Below are 14,489 nucleotides of genomic sequence, written 5' to 3' on the forward strand. Positions count from 1 at the left end.
GGCTGCCGCGTGCAGCCTCTTTTTCATCAGAAATAATCAATCACAACCATATCCCAATAGGTGAGTGAAGGCAAAGTGAAAAAGGTTTTTTCTCCCTCTTGTTTAAAGGGGACGGTAAAGGGTTTACCACCTTTAAGATCCGGTGAAGCCATCCATATCTTCTCTATTTTTTTTCGTTCATCCAAAACAAAGTGAAGGTTTTTCTTCGTCTCCGGTTTTGCCTGGGAGCCATTTGTATCCCGCCATTCCATCGAATTAGCATCGAGGAAATTAATGAAATGAAATATTTTGTTTTCTTCTTTCTCTTTGGCAATCACCCATATTTTATTCTGTTGGGCTTGTTCAGTCGTCAACGGCAAACCCTCTTTCGATTCCAGGGAGACCTCAGATGCTTTTGCCTGATCTCTTAACAAATTTTGATATCCGGTAAGGAAGTCATAGTAAGAGATCATTTTCTTTTCTAACTTTGCTGGAAGCTTTAACTGGTCATGAGGGAAATATTCTTTGGAAAGCATATGTTCCCCAAGTTCTAGATGAGCACCGCCATTAGCAAAAATGACCGAATTCGCAAGAAATATTCCTGGTTCATTGAATTCCCCAGGCTGGTTGGAGTGCTGGTAATTCATATATGCTGCAAGAACCGAGCTTTTCCCGCTTGAAAGAGCAGAGTTTTCATCCAGTATTTTTTTCAGGTCATTGTAATATTTATATTCATCCCAGACTTCCGTATATAAAAAATCCGGTGATGCCTGTGAGATGGATGCTTGCCCATACTGATTCACTGCATTCATGACAATCTGTTTTTCGGGAAAGCTGTTTTTAATCTTTGTTAAAAAAGGAGCAAAGCTCTCATCAATCAAAACTTTGTCTCCCCATTCATTAAAGACCTCACCTCGATCACCTAACTGGTCAATATGCCATCCGTCGAAGGGAAGTGCTTCATAGACCATTCGCTGCTGGTCAATCAGATAATCCTGCCACCATGGGTTTGTAGGGTTCATGATGTTGATATTGCTTTTCCACTGGTCAGGAAGGGGGTGCTGGTCGATCTTTTTTCGTTCCCGATCCTTGAACAGATGCCACTCATATGCCAGCCCCCGGTCTTCGAAAGATCCATACAATAAATTGTAAGCCATTGTCTCCATATTACGATCGTGGGCCAAAGCAATGTATTGTTTTATGGTATGAAGAGATATTTCCCGGTTCGCAACATCCTGCCAGTGTGAAGCGGGGGAGTCAGAGTTCAGCTTAAGTGGCTGTTGATGCTCAAAATGCCAATCATAGAATTGTAGACCGTTAAGATGATACCGGTTTAAAGTAGAGATTGTTTTCTCCAGATCCTCGTAAGGCATTTCGTTGAACTTGGAAAGGAATCCGTAACGCGGGAATTTGCTCCAGTCACTGGATACATCGACAGCGATTGTCTCAGTTTGTACTGCATTCTCATTGTAAAATTTAACTTCAACAAGATACCCTCTAAAATCTTTCATCGGCGGAACCCACGACCAGAAGTCTCGGTTCGTGAATTCTTCCTCTTTCAATTTTTTATCTAAATGAAAATACGAAACTTTGATTTTATAATCTTTCAAATCCGTATTTAGATTAAGATTTACCTTTTCACCAGGAGTGTAGCGCGATTTATTCGTTTGTAGATCTGTGAATAGATGCTGGACTTCTACCGGCTTTTGCTTTTGGGGTATTTCTTTTGGATGTGGCCAAAAATCAAACACGAGAAGAAAAATAGGTAAGATCAATAACAGGGATAACCATATTCTATTTTGCTTCATTAAATCACCACCAATTCAAAGAATAGTAGAAGGGACTAATCGTAAGTGATTAGTCCCTAGAGTCATTAAAATTTAATTTGTACATTTTTGCGCTCATTAGCTGGAATGTTAACATACAATGTTTTTGTTCCAGAATCATAGAAGTATGAACGCTTTGTTGCTGTCATGTCATTCATTGATTTAGCAGCTTTATAATGATTGCGAGCTGCCTGGACCTTCTTAGGCGCTTTTTCATTATTCAGCTTCAATGTGTATTGCTCAATGGCTGAATCAAAATTGTCCGCTGACATCGTCTTAGAGAATACGATTTTGTTATGCTTTTTCTTGATTTGGAAGTCGGTCACATCAAATTCGCCATTGCGGTGGTCAAGTGATTCGCCGTCATCCTCATAAAAGCTATATGTTGCTTCATTTTTAAGATGAGTGTCCAATACAAGATTCGTAAGGTCTTTTTCACCAGTATATTGTTGAGCTTCACGAGTCGGGATCATTGAATCCTTCTTCACGAAAATTGGCAGGTGACCAAGTGGTGCGTCTACCTTGATTGTTTGTCCGCCGTTATACTCTTTGTTTGTCCAATAATCTACCCATGTTTCACCTTGTGGAAGGTAAACATCACGGCTTGTCTGACCTTGAGTCACAACAGGAGCAAGCATCATAGAATCACCGAACATGAACTGGTCGTTGATGTCATATGTGTTTTCATCTTCCTGGTAATGGTAGACAAGTGGCTGCTGAACCGGTTTGCCTGTTTCAGAAGAATCCTTGAACGCATTGTAAAGGTAAGGCAACAACTTGTAACGCATTTCAATATATTTCTTAGAGATTTCTTCAACTTCTGGACCAAATGCCCAAGGCTCCTGGCCCTGCTTGATTTCGGATTTTGCATCGCTATCATAGTGGATACGAGAGAATGGCAGGAATGCCCCGACCTCAATCCAACGTGCAAACAATTCAGCGTCTGGTCGCTTAGCAAAACCGCCGATATCATTACCTACGAATGAAACCCCTGAAAGACCAATATTCGTGTTCATAGGGATTGACATTTGCAGGTGTTCCCAGTTACTTACACTATCGCCAGTCCATAGTGCCGCATAGCGCTGTGTTCCGGCAAACATGTCACGAGTCAAAACAAAAGGACGTTCAGTTGGCTTGTGCATTGCCCAAGCATCATACGTAGCCTCCGCTTCGTCATGTCCATACAGATTGTGATATTCGGTCTGCAGTTTTTTATCATTTTCATAGCCAAAATAAGAATCTAATGGCATCGTGTGATTGTGTTTTGCGTCATCAAGGAAGACAGCTGGTTCATTCATGTCATTCCAAACGCCGTCAATTCCAGCATCAAATAATACATTGTGGTTCTTAGCCCACCAATTGCGTACTTCTTCTTTTGAGAAGTCAGGGAAAGCGGATGCTCCTGGCCAAACTGGACCAATGAATGGTGTTCCATCAGCATTCTTTGCCCAGTAATCATTTTTCGTGCCTTCCTGATACAGACGATAGTTTTCATCCTGCTTAACAGCTGGATCGTTTATCGCGATCGCATGGAATCCAGGCATGGATTTTAGCTGCTTCAATGCCTGTTTGTATTTCTCGTCCCAAGTGAATACACGGTAACCGTCCATATAATCAATATCAAAGTGCATTGTATCTAAAGGGATTTTCTTTTCGCGGTATGTTTTCGCGACATTCACGATTTCATCCGCTTTGTATTCCCATTTACTTTGGTGCAGACCAAGTGTCCATTCTGCAGGAAGATCCATTTTACCAGTTAATTCTGTATAAACATCCAATACATCGGAAATCTCTGGTCCGTTCATGAAGTAGTATGTCAGCGGGCCGCCATTCGCATAGAAGTAATAGTAGTCATCTGACTCGCTCGCCATTTCATAGTAAGAACGGTAGGAATTGTCGAAAAGAATTCCGTAAGCCTTTTTATCCTTCAAACCAATAAAGAAAGGAATAGATGTATAAACATACTTTGTGTCTTTGTTATAAGAATAAGCATCTGTATTCCACATTCCGATGCTTTCGCCACGCTGGTTGAAGTTCAAGCCAGCCTGCTCTCCAAAACCGTAGAAATTCTCGCCTTTATTTGTTTTCTTGAAAACATAAGGCTTGCCGTTTTCGTAACCAGCTGCAGAACCATTTTGCATGTAATCTTCATTAATGACATTGCCTTGCTTGTCCATGAATTTAACACCGAATGGTGCCTTGCTGATTTTGATGGTCAGTTCATTAGTCAAAATAGTGAATTCCTTCCGACCATCCTGTGTCTTGAATCTTGGAGTCTCCCATTGTTGCTTTTTAATGGCAGGAGAAAACTCTTCCTTCTCGCCATCTTTTAAAATAGAGACTTTTACAAGATCTTTTGAAAAAATACGAATAAATGCATTGTACTCTCCTAAATCAAATTGAACGCCATTGTCCAATTTCTTTACGCTTTGAGCTGACAGCTTTTGCAGATTTTCCTTTTTTAAAGGAGTATCTGGTTCTGGCTGTGTAACAGCAGCAAAGGCAGAGCTTAAGTTTGCTGAAAGTGCCAGCATTACAACAGTACTGATAATGACGAACACTCTGAGCGTTTTGTTTATTGGTCTCATGTCTACAACTCTCCATTCATTTTTTCTACCTCTCCGACTTTATTGATTTAGCAGACTAACGTCAACACCTGTATATACTAGTAAATGGCCCAGAGTCATAAGTCCCGAGGTGTTAATAGAGTAGTGATGGAAACGATTCCGTAAGAAAATGGAAGCGGTTTGAGTTGATTTATAAATCAGTTCGAAAGTCCGGGGATGTAAAAAAAGATATCTAGTTAAGGACTTAGGGGCTAGTTATTGTAATATAGCGTAATAATGAGTTATTCAAAGTCCGTTAATAAGGTAATGAATGTTTAATTTTAGAAGATATATGGAAAAACGGCGTGAGTAAGAGGAAGTCGGAAGAGAATTGAAATGTTTTTGTAATATACCTTTCGTGTTTATTGGTAATATTTCTGATAACAAAAAACCGGGCATTTTAAATATGCCCGGTTCAGTCATTCAATGATGTACTTACTCAGAAGCTGGCTTCATACCCTTGGATAATACCAATTTTTCAAAAGCCCATCCAGCAAATCCTCCGACAAGGGCAGGCAGGAACCATCCAAGTCCTTCAGCATATAGAGGAAGCGATTTTAACATGGATGCGAGGACATCTGATTCAATACCGAATGTTTTCAATCCATCTACGACACTGACCATCCCTGCTGCGAAAACGGCTCCGACATAAACGCCACGGCTGCCTTTGAAGAAACGGTCCAGGAAGGACAGAACGACAAGTACGATTGTGATTGGATACAGAACGATCAATACAGGAACCGAAATCGAGATGATCTGGTTCAGGCCAAGGTTGGCGATGACTAAACTGACCAAAGTGATCACAAGTGTAAAAGTCTTATATGAAACTTTTGGCATCATCTTGGCAAAGAACTGGCTTGTCGCCGCTACAAGGCCTACTGCAGTTGTGAAGCACGCAAGCGTTACAATCAAGCCAAGCAGCAGCATGCCGGGTGTGCCAAACATCATCTTTGCGGATTCTGTTAAAATCGTACCGCCATTGTCGTACGTACCATATGATGCCATTTTAGCACCAAGAAGGCCAACTGTTACATAGACGAAAGCAAGTCCAATACCTGCAATTACGCCGGCTTTCAGAGTTTCTCTTACAACCTGCTTGTGTTCAAGCGTGTTTTTCTGCTGGATTGCTCCGACAACGATGATTCCGAATGCCAATGCAGCGATTGTGTCCATTGTCAGGTAACCCTCAAGGAATCCTGTAGCAAATGGTGCTGCCGCATATTTGTCGGACACTTCGCCAAAAGATCCTTCCAGTTTGAAGAAGCTTCCGAATACCAGCAGGATGATAGCTGCGAGCAGAACTGGCGTCAGGATGCTGCCAATCCGTTCGACCATCTTTGAAGGGTTTAACGTAACCCAAAAAACAAGGGCGAAAAAGATTACAGTGAAAACCAGAAGGGACATTGTATGCGTCCCTGCATCAGTCAGGAATGGTTTGACCGACATTTCGAAGGCAACATTTGCGCTTCTCGGAATCCCGAAGAATGGCCCGATTGATAAATACACGGCAGCGCTGAAAGCGATTGCAAAAGCCGGGTGAACCCTGGAGCCGATTTCCTTAATCCCACCTTTTGCCATGGAAATGACCACGATTGATAGAAGAGGTAGACCAACACCGGTTACAACAAACCCAAGCATTGCCGGCCAAAAGTTAGCTCCTGCTTCCTGTCCTAAAAATGGCGGGAAAATGAGATTTCCTGCACCAAAAAATAATGCAAATAACATTAGACCGATCGTAAGTGTTTCTTTACCTCTTAAGCTTCCCATCCTTTTTCTCCTCCTAATATAATTGTTGGCACTGAGAGTATAGGAAAGTTGGAACGGAAATATTATACATATGAAAACAAAAAACTCGTCCCTGAAAATAGGGACGAGTTATGCTCGCGTTACCACCCTGATTCCGCAAAAAACATGCGGCCCTCATCAACGTACCATCATACGTGTTCCATTTAACGGCGGACAAGCCGGCAAAGCTTACTAGAAATGAATTGTTCAGCTCAGCATCTCAGAGATGATGTTCCTATATAACCTGAACGCCGGCTTGCAGCAACTCTCCGGCTCTCTGTGGATCAGCTCCATAAAGGACTTGTTCTCGTCATCGATTTTATTATTCTGAAATATATTTACAAGAACTATAATAATATTCAGATAATAATATGTCAATACTATTTCCGAAGTTAAATTTTGCATGTTTAAATAAATTGTCCATAGAAGTGTATTCCATATTAGAATGAAAGTATATAAGTGGGAAATGGAGAAGTGCTATGAATCTTAAAAAGCTTGAAGCCTTCATCATGGTAGTGGAAAAAAATAGTTTTTCGGATGCTGCTGCAGCGCTAAAAAGCTCACAGCCATCCGTCAGCCAGAAAATCAAAGGTCTGGAGGATGACCTCGGGTTTGAACTGCTTGACAGGGGAGCGGCTGGAATCAGACCCACCTCTGCAGGCATGTTGGTCTACACGGCTGCGAAGGAAATTGCTAGGCGCTGGAGGACACTTGAAGACGAACTCGGGGAATTTCAAGGAACTCTGACTGGCACCCTGACGATCGGAGCTAGTACCATACCTGGAACCTATCTGCTTCCAGGCTGGATAAAAAAATTCCGCAGCCTTTACCCAAAGGTCGATGTAAAGATTGAAATCGGGGATTCGAAAAAAATGCTGGATAAGCTGGAAAACCATCAGATAGACGCGGGAATCATCGGCATGAAAGTTGCTTCCAGGCTGATTAATAGCAGGCCGATTGCCTCGGATTCTCTCGTATTGATCGCGCCTGTTGGTCATCCATTAGTCCATGCCGAATCACCGGATATTTCCCAGATTCGGCAATTCGATTTTGTCCTCCGTGAAGAAGGGTCGGGAACGCGGAAGAAGATGGAGAACTATTTGACGGAAAAAGGACTTGCAATAGACGACTTCAAGATCGCCGTTTCGATTGGAAGCACTGAATCCGTTATTGCTGCAGTGGAAGCAGGTCTAGGAATCAGTATTATCTCCAAATTGGCTGCGATACCAGCCGCCAAAGCAGGGCGGATCAGCATCATCGACACGTTTGAACCGTACGAAAGAGATTTTTACTTAGTCACTCATACAGATGCCGAAAATCGCTCGATCATTAAGCAGTTTGCCGAAATAGTCGGTGGACAATCGTAAGTTTTCTATAGGGTTTGGCCAGAAAGAGCTGATGACATTTTTCAATTTTCATTTTATTATTAAGAGAGCAGAAAGGGGCGTTGGGGATGCAGGTTAAGGTGTTTGCGAATCTCAGGGAAATTTGCGGAGGCGTGACAGTCGAAGTGAAGCCCGATGGAGATCGGGTAATCGATGTGCTGGACAAGATGTGCGAAATGTTCCCGGATTTGCACGAGGAAATTTTTACAGAAGAGAAGAATCTTAAGCCATTCGTCCATGTCTATATCAATGGCCGGAATATTGTTCATGACAATGAACTGGAAACACTCGTGAAAGACAGCGACCAGTTTGCGCTCTTCCCACCGGTCGCCGGTGGCTGAGATGGCTGATAGAATCCTAGAGTTCCGCGGGATCAACAGGGAACATCTTGGTACATATTTTGAGGAACTGGGAGGCAGGAAAGTGACGGATGCCTTTCCGATTGTGTATGAAGCTGAGGGCTGGAGAGCAGAGATATTGAGTGAAGACGAGCTGTCATTCACGAAAACCTTCATCGTCAATGCCGTACATATCCAATTTGCAGCAGAAAGCATGGAAGAGCTCGAACAATTGATTAAAAATTATCGATATAAAACAACCCGGGTAGGCGGGTAGGTTTCGGCATCTCAATGCTGGAACCTTTTTATTTTATTTAGATGCCACTTATGTAAGATAGTAGGTTTAGGAAGATATCGACCACATTTTCAGTTTTATCAGCGGAAATTGGAATATATCGACCACATTTCGGAATATATCGATCACTTTTCCAATTATATCGACCACATTCCAAATTATATCGATCAAGTCGATCTTTACATGATAGGATGCGCTGGAAAAAAATCAGTTGTTTTTTCCAATTCGCAATAAAAATAAGATTTTTGCTATAAAATCTGCATTTTCGCTATAAAAAGTTTTTCAGCATCTTTCAAAAACAAAAACCAGGCAAATTTTGCCTGGTTTTCTTCAAAACGATTAAACTTCTTCTGTAGCTGGAGTTGTTTCTTCGCCGATGATGCCAAGTTCGCGAAGTTTTGCTTCTGTAACAACGCCGTCTTTCCAGCCGCGGACATTGTAGTAATCTTCAAGCATGATATCCATGCGGCTTACAAGGCCTGCGCTGTTTCCAGATGCGCCTTCTTCAGTGAAGCGTTTTGGAAGGAAGTCGTCCTCACGCTTGTCGAAGCCAGCAAGGTTATTGTAGTAACGCTCAAGGTTATAGATTCTTTCACCTGCAAGCATTACATCCTCAGCTGTCATCGGAATGCCAGTCATTGTGCTGTATTGCTCAGCATAATGCTCAGCATTTTCAGAGAAAGAAGAGAATTTACAGATATTCATAGAGTCAGAGAATGAAAGCAGGTTCTGGAATACATTCAAAAGCTCAGCTTTGCCCTCTGCTACTGTACGGTCAGTTGGCTCAGGGATGCCGGCGATTTCAGATGCGATTGTGTAGCCGCGAAGGTGGCAGGCACCACGGTTACTAGTTGCATAGCCTAGGCCGATTCCCTGGATACCGCGTGGATCGTAAGCAGGTATGGACTGGCCTTTAACTGACATAGACAGTTCAGGAACACCCCATGCAGCTGTCGCGCGTGCAGGTCCTTCAGCAAGGATGCCGCCGAAACCTTCACGGTGCGCGATTTTGCGAGTGATTTCGATCATGCCGTCAGCATCGCCCCAGTCAAGCTTCTCGTCAACGATGCCTTTTTCAAAGGCTTCCATCGTAACGGAGAATGCGTGTCCAAGCTCGATTGTATCCATACCGTATTCGTTGCAAAGGTCGATTAAGTATGCGATTGCTTCAGAGTTGCTCAATCCGCTGTTCGCACCAAGTGCCCATGCAGATTCAAACTCAAAGCTCTCTACGCGAGTCTTATATTTACCTTCCTTGACTTCAACTTCAATTTTACAGCCGACCGGGCAGGCGTGGCATGTATTGTTGGCAACAAGCAGATGCTCGTTAACCCATTCGCCAGAGTGCTTTTCAGCCTCATCCCAGTGAGTCAATTGAGAGTTGCGAGTTGGAAGCGCTCCCACTTCATTGATCAAGTTAGTAAGGACGTTTGTTCCGTATACGGATAATCCACCCTTGTTCGGAGCTGTCAGACCGCCTTCAAGAATCGCTTTAACCGCTTTCTTGTTAGCCTGGTTGTAATCATCCTTTTGTGCAGGTTCAGGCATATTGCCCTTCTGTGCAGCCTTGATGACGATTGCCTTCAATTTCTTGTAACCTGCAACCGCTCCAGTACCGCCGCGCCCAGCCGCACGGTCATGTTCGTTCATGAAACCGGCAAAACGCACGCCGTTTTCGCCAGCCTGGCCGATTGTCATGACGCTAAGATTTTCTTCACCATGAGCGTCTTTAAGAGCCTGGACAGTCGCGCGTGTTCCCAATCCCCACAATTGAGAAGCATCACGGATTTCTGCCTGGCCATTTTCGATGTAAAGGTAAACTGGCTTGTCGCTCTTACCCTTGAAAATAACATTGTCGATGCCAGCCCATTTTAAACGGGCTGCAGTCCATCCACCCATGTGCGAGTCAGTAACCGTGCCAGTCAATGGAGACTTCGTTACGACTGCAAGACGTCCGCTCATCGAAGAACGTGATCCCGTTACAGGGCCTGTCATGATGCAAAGAATGTTTTCTTCTGATAGAGGTTCAACCTCTGGTCCGTTGTCCAAAACATACTTAACCCCAAGACCGCGGCCGCCGATATACTTCCTTACATCCTCTTCGTTGATGCCACGATAATCGACAGTGCCATTTGTCAGGTCAACTACGACCTCTTTGTTTTTAAATCCCCCAAGATTCATCTTAACTAATCCACCTCTTTCATTTCATAATGAAAAAATTAATACAAGAGGCCTATTTTCCTCTTACTCTTAAGTATAGAGAAAATTCAATCTAAAAAAAAGATTTATTTCAAGATATAATCTATTTAGAAGAGAGGGGATTTGCATGATAGAAATGGAGCGTTATTCAAGGCAGATGTTATTTAGCCAAATTGGCAGGGAAGGCCAGGAAAAACTATTGAAGAGCTCTGCCGTCATTGTCGGCATGGGAGCGCTGGGGACGGTCATATCGAATCATTTGGTCCGTTCAGGAGTTGGACATGTGCGGATCATAGACCGCGACCTTGTTGAACTCTCCAACCTCCAGCGGCAGACCGTCTATGATGAGGACGATGCACGCGAAAATCTGCCTAAGGTTATCGCCGCCGAGAAAAAGCTGAAGAAAATCAATTCAGAGGTAAAAGTGGAGCCGATCATCGCGGATCTGACACTGGATAATGCCGAAGATTTACTGACAGGGTTTGATGTGATTGTCGATGGGACCGATAACTTCATGGCCCGTTATCTCATAAATGATGTCGCCGTAAAACATGGCATTCCGTGGGTGTATGGCGGCGCGGTCAGCTCGCGGGGAATGTTCGCCGTCATTAAACCGGGGCAAACCCCTTGCTATCGCTGCTTATTTCCATCGGTTCCTGCAGGGCTTGGGGATACATGCGACAGCATTGGTGTGCTTTCACCAATCACAGATATCATCGGATCCTTTGAAGCGGTCGAGGCGCTTAAACTGCTCGTCGGGGCGGAATCGAATCCTAATCTCGAACAGATGGATATCTGGTATAACTCGTTTTTACAAATGGATATAAGCCAGGGGCGAAATACAGAATGTCCGACATGTGTCCATCATCAATACGAATTTTTGGACAGGTCATCCCAGCAGCAGATTCATTACGTGTCATTATGCGGCCGGAATACGATCCAAATCAATCCGCGGCAAAAAGCAAAACTCGATCTGGAAAAACTTGCGGGCCGTTTGAAAAACAATGGTGATGTAAAAGGAAATCCATTCCTGCTGCGTTTCATGCCGGATGATGACATCACAATGGTCATTTTCCAGGATGGAAGGGTGCTCGTCCATGGTACAAATGATACGGTAAAAGCTAAAACCTATTATGCTAGGTACCTGGGTTCATAAGTTTTTTGATTGATAGTTAATATTCCATTCGTTAGTTAAAGTTTTGATTTAAGTCTGGAAGCTTTTCAAAAAGTGCTAGAAAAGGGGTGAGGAAATGGCACTGGATATCGGCGAATTGAAGAGTGTCATAGGTGAGGATCTTGTAACAGTGAATGAAACAATATTGGAACTTCACAGCCGCGATGAGTCTTATCATGAACCGCGCCTGCCTGATGCCGTTGTTTTTCCGAGGAATAAAGAGGATGTCAGCAAGGTGCTGAAGTTTGCAAATGAGTGGAAGATTCCTGTTGTGCCATTCGGGCTGGGAACGAGCCTTGAAGGCCATGTAATCCCGGTAAATGGTGGGATTTCTTTGGATCTTTCACAGATGAATGCGATTTTGGAAGTGAAGGAAAGCGACTTTCTCGTCAAGGTCCAGCCCGGCGTCACAAGGTCGATGTTGAACAAGGAACTGAAGAAGCATGGCTTGTTTTTTTCCGTCGACCCTGGTGCTGATGCGACGCTTGGGGGGATGGCGGCGACCAATGCAAGCGGCACGACCTCTGTCCGTTACGGCATCATGAGGGACCAGGTCAGGGATTTAGAGGTCGTACTAGCAAATGGTGACATCATCCATACCGGGAGCCTCGCAACCAAGTCTTCATCCGGAATACACTTGAACGGCATGTTTGTCGGTTCGGAAGGAACACTTGGTGTCATCACCGAGCTCACCTTGAAGGTGTACGGCATTCCAGAAGCAATTACTGCAGCCAGGGCAGTGTTTCCTTCTGTAAAAAATGCCGTCGATGCTGTTGTCGGTATTTTAGCTGGCGGCATTCCCGTTGCCCGGATTGAGTTTGTCGATGCGGAATCCGTCAAAAAAGTGAATGAATATATGGCTACTCAGTACGAAGAAAACACGACTCTTTTCATGGAATTCCATGGAAATGAAGCAGGACTCGCCCAAGATCTTGAATTCGCCAGTGAAATCGTCAAGGATCATGGATGCACGAGCTTCCAGTTCGATGCAGATTCGAAAGCGCGCAACCAGCTTTGGGAGGCAAGGCATAATCTTCTTTACGCCTACAAACACACCGCTGGCAAGAAGAGCATCATGCTGACAGACGTCAGTGTCCCGGTATCCGAATTAACCAGCGCCATTCTACATACCCGTAAGTTGATTGATGCCTCTGTGATAGAAGGCTCGATCGTCGGCCATGTCGGCGACGGCAACTACCACGTCCTGCTGCTGATTGATAAAGAAAGCTTGGAAGAGGTAAAAGAAGGCGAACGGATTAACGAGGAAATCGTCCACTATGCCCTCAAACGCGGCGGCACCTGTACGGGTGAGCACGGAGTAGGACTCGGCAAAGCGAAATACCAGCGGCTCGAACACGGAGCGGCTTACGAAGTCATGAAAGCGATAAAGAAAACCCTCGATCCGAAAGGAATCCTGAATCCAGGTAAGATTTTTGCAGATTAAAAGAAAGAAAGCGGCTATGTGCCGCTTTCTTTTTTGAGATAATGAGACAATTACCTTGATAATGGCGAAATGGGAATCACTACGTTTTATGAGTTGATCACTACGTTTTACACGATAATCCTTACGAAATAAGATACAATCTCTACGATTTCCAAAATAATCTCTCAGATTTACCCAATAATCTCTCAGATTTACCCGATAATCTCTCGGATTTACCCAATAATCTCTCGGATTTACCCAATAATCTCTCAGATTTACCCGATAATCTCTCCGACTTACCCCATAATCTCTACCCATATTCATGTAAAAGGAAACCGTCTTATCTTAATAAAATAACCTGACTAATAAATACCCAAAAACCGATAGCAGCACCGACCCCGCAAGTCCTGCAGACAATGCTTTCCCGCCCATTTGACGGAATGATTTAAAGTCGACATTCAGCCCGAGTCCGGCCATAGCCATTCCGATCAGCAGGTAGGCGAAGCTGACAATGGCTGATGCTGCCCCTGCGCTGACAACTCCTGTCGTGTTGAACGCACTGATTGCAAGGAATCCGAGGATGAACCAAGGAATCGGAAGTGTAGAGAGTGTCATTTTTTGACCAGCAGCTCCAGATTCTTTTCGCTGAAGGATTACCCCTATTAAAATCGCGACCGGGACTAGCAGAGCAACCCTGGTCAATTTTACGATAATGGCAAGGTCTAGTGCAGCTTGTCCGGCCGGGTCAGCAGCGGCGACCACATGGGCGATTTCATGCAATGTTCCACCTGAGAATACACCATATTCAAGTGCAGTCAGGTCAAGATTAGAGAATATGAGCGTATAAAGAATCGTGAAAATCGTTCCAAGCACGGCAACGTTGGCGGCACCAACGGCCGTTTCTTTTTCATTAGCCTTGATGACCGGTGCGATGGCAACCACTGCGGCTGCACCGCAAATCGCTGTCCCGCAGGCAGTCAAAATTCCAAGCCTTTTTTCGACCTTGAAAAGGCGGCTTAACCCATAGACAATGGCCAGTGCAAAGGTCAAATTCGCGAAGGCGATTAAAAACACCGTTGAACCGGCATTGTAAATATCGTATAAATTCAGTCTGAATCCAAGCAAAATGATTCCGAGGCGAAGCAGTTTCTTGCTGGAATAGGAAGCACCCTCCAAAAGGCCGCTGTTCACTCCGACAGACGCCCTCCATACCATCCCCAGCATGATGGCGATGACAAGCTGGCCCATGATCGAGAAGAAAGGCAGACCTGCGATCAATCGCGCGGCCAGTGCCAGTGCCAAAGTCAATAAGATACCCTTCAGTACTGGCATGGTAAAACGGGGCAAAAGTTCATTCATTTTCATCACTACACGTCCTTCAAATCTTTCTATCTACCACTTTACCGAATAAAAGGAAAATAGCAAAACCCATATATGTATCCAGTTCACAAAACTGATATATGTGCAATAAATTGAAGG

General features: G+C 44.1%; 10 protein-coding genes and 1 other annotated feature. Of the genes, 5 read left to right on the plus strand and 5 right to left on the minus strand.

What is annotated here, in order from left to right; all coding sequences use genetic code 11:
- Window positions 1-26: 26 nt before the first annotated feature.
- The 3 genes from ACXAEA_RS04280 to brnQ form a co-directional block, all read right to left on the minus strand.
- Window positions 27-1,787 carry a glycoside hydrolase family 66 protein gene (locus tag ACXAEA_RS04280; RefSeq protein ID WP_475094699.1) on the minus strand — a complete coding sequence of 587 codons (1,761 nt, stop codon included), beginning with the start codon at window positions 1,785-1,787 and terminating at the stop codon, window positions 27-29.
- A gap of 65 nt (window positions 1,788-1,852) precedes the next feature.
- Entirely contained in the window at window positions 1,853-4,393 is a 2,541-nt protein-coding gene (locus ACXAEA_RS04285) for a glycoside hydrolase family 31 protein (RefSeq protein WP_475094700.1), read from the minus strand.
- A 453-nt stretch (window positions 4,394-4,846) separates the two neighbouring features.
- Window positions 4,847-6,178 carry a branched-chain amino acid transport system II carrier protein gene (gene brnQ / locus ACXAEA_RS04290; RefSeq protein ID WP_475094701.1) on the minus strand — a complete coding sequence of 444 codons (1,332 nt, stop codon included), beginning with the start codon at window positions 6,176-6,178 and terminating at the stop codon, window positions 4,847-4,849.
- Between the two features lie 96 nt (window positions 6,179-6,274).
- Window positions 6,275-6,519, minus strand: a binding site (T-box leader).
- A 156-nt stretch (window positions 6,520-6,675) separates the two neighbouring features.
- On the opposite strand from brnQ, the gene ACXAEA_RS04295 reads away from it, so the two are divergent.
- The 3 genes from ACXAEA_RS04295 (at window position 6,676) to ACXAEA_RS04305 (ending at window position 8,196) form a co-directional block, all read left to right on the plus strand.
- Window positions 6,676-7,563, plus strand: coding sequence for a selenium metabolism-associated LysR family transcriptional regulator (locus ACXAEA_RS04295; protein ID WP_475094702.1), 888 nt, complete (start codon window positions 6,676-6,678; stop codon window positions 7,561-7,563).
- Window positions 7,564-7,649: 86 nt separating this feature from the next.
- Complete coding sequence (locus tag ACXAEA_RS04300; RefSeq protein ID WP_475094703.1) at window positions 7,650-7,922, plus strand: ubiquitin-like small modifier protein 1; 273 nt, start codon at window positions 7,650-7,652, stop codon at window positions 7,920-7,922.
- A 1-nt stretch (window position 7,923) separates the two neighbouring features.
- Window positions 7,924-8,196 (plus strand): MoaD-like domain-containing protein, encoded by a 273-nt coding sequence (locus ACXAEA_RS04305; protein ID WP_475094704.1) that lies wholly within the window; start codon window positions 7,924-7,926, stop codon window positions 8,194-8,196.
- Between the two features lie 357 nt (window positions 8,197-8,553).
- Here ACXAEA_RS04305 and ACXAEA_RS04310 read toward each other — a convergent pair whose 3' ends face one another.
- On the minus strand, window positions 8,554-10,395 hold the full coding sequence (locus ACXAEA_RS04310; RefSeq protein ID WP_475094705.1) for an aldehyde ferredoxin oxidoreductase family protein: 1,842 nt from the start codon (window positions 10,393-10,395) through the stop codon (window positions 8,554-8,556).
- A 145-nt stretch (window positions 10,396-10,540) separates the two neighbouring features.
- Between ACXAEA_RS04310 and ACXAEA_RS04315 the strand changes: the two genes are divergently transcribed.
- Together ACXAEA_RS04315 and ACXAEA_RS04320 are read left to right on the plus strand one after the other, a co-directional pair.
- Complete coding sequence (locus ACXAEA_RS04315; RefSeq protein ID WP_475094706.1) at window positions 10,541-11,569, plus strand: ThiF family adenylyltransferase; 1,029 nt, start codon at window positions 10,541-10,543, stop codon at window positions 11,567-11,569.
- 94 nt (window positions 11,570-11,663) lie between these two features.
- Entirely contained in the window at window positions 11,664-13,031 is a 1,368-nt protein-coding gene (locus ACXAEA_RS04320; protein ID WP_475094707.1) for an FAD-binding oxidoreductase, read from the plus strand.
- 324 nt (window positions 13,032-13,355) lie between these two features.
- Here ACXAEA_RS04320 and ACXAEA_RS04325 read toward each other — a convergent pair whose 3' ends face one another.
- Complete coding sequence (locus ACXAEA_RS04325) at window positions 13,356-14,375, minus strand: YeiH family protein (RefSeq protein ID WP_475094708.1); 1,020 nt, start codon at window positions 14,373-14,375, stop codon at window positions 13,356-13,358.
- Window positions 14,376-14,489 lie beyond the last annotated feature (114 nt).

The organism is Mesobacillus sp. ABV4_180 (genome assembly GCF_056158485.1).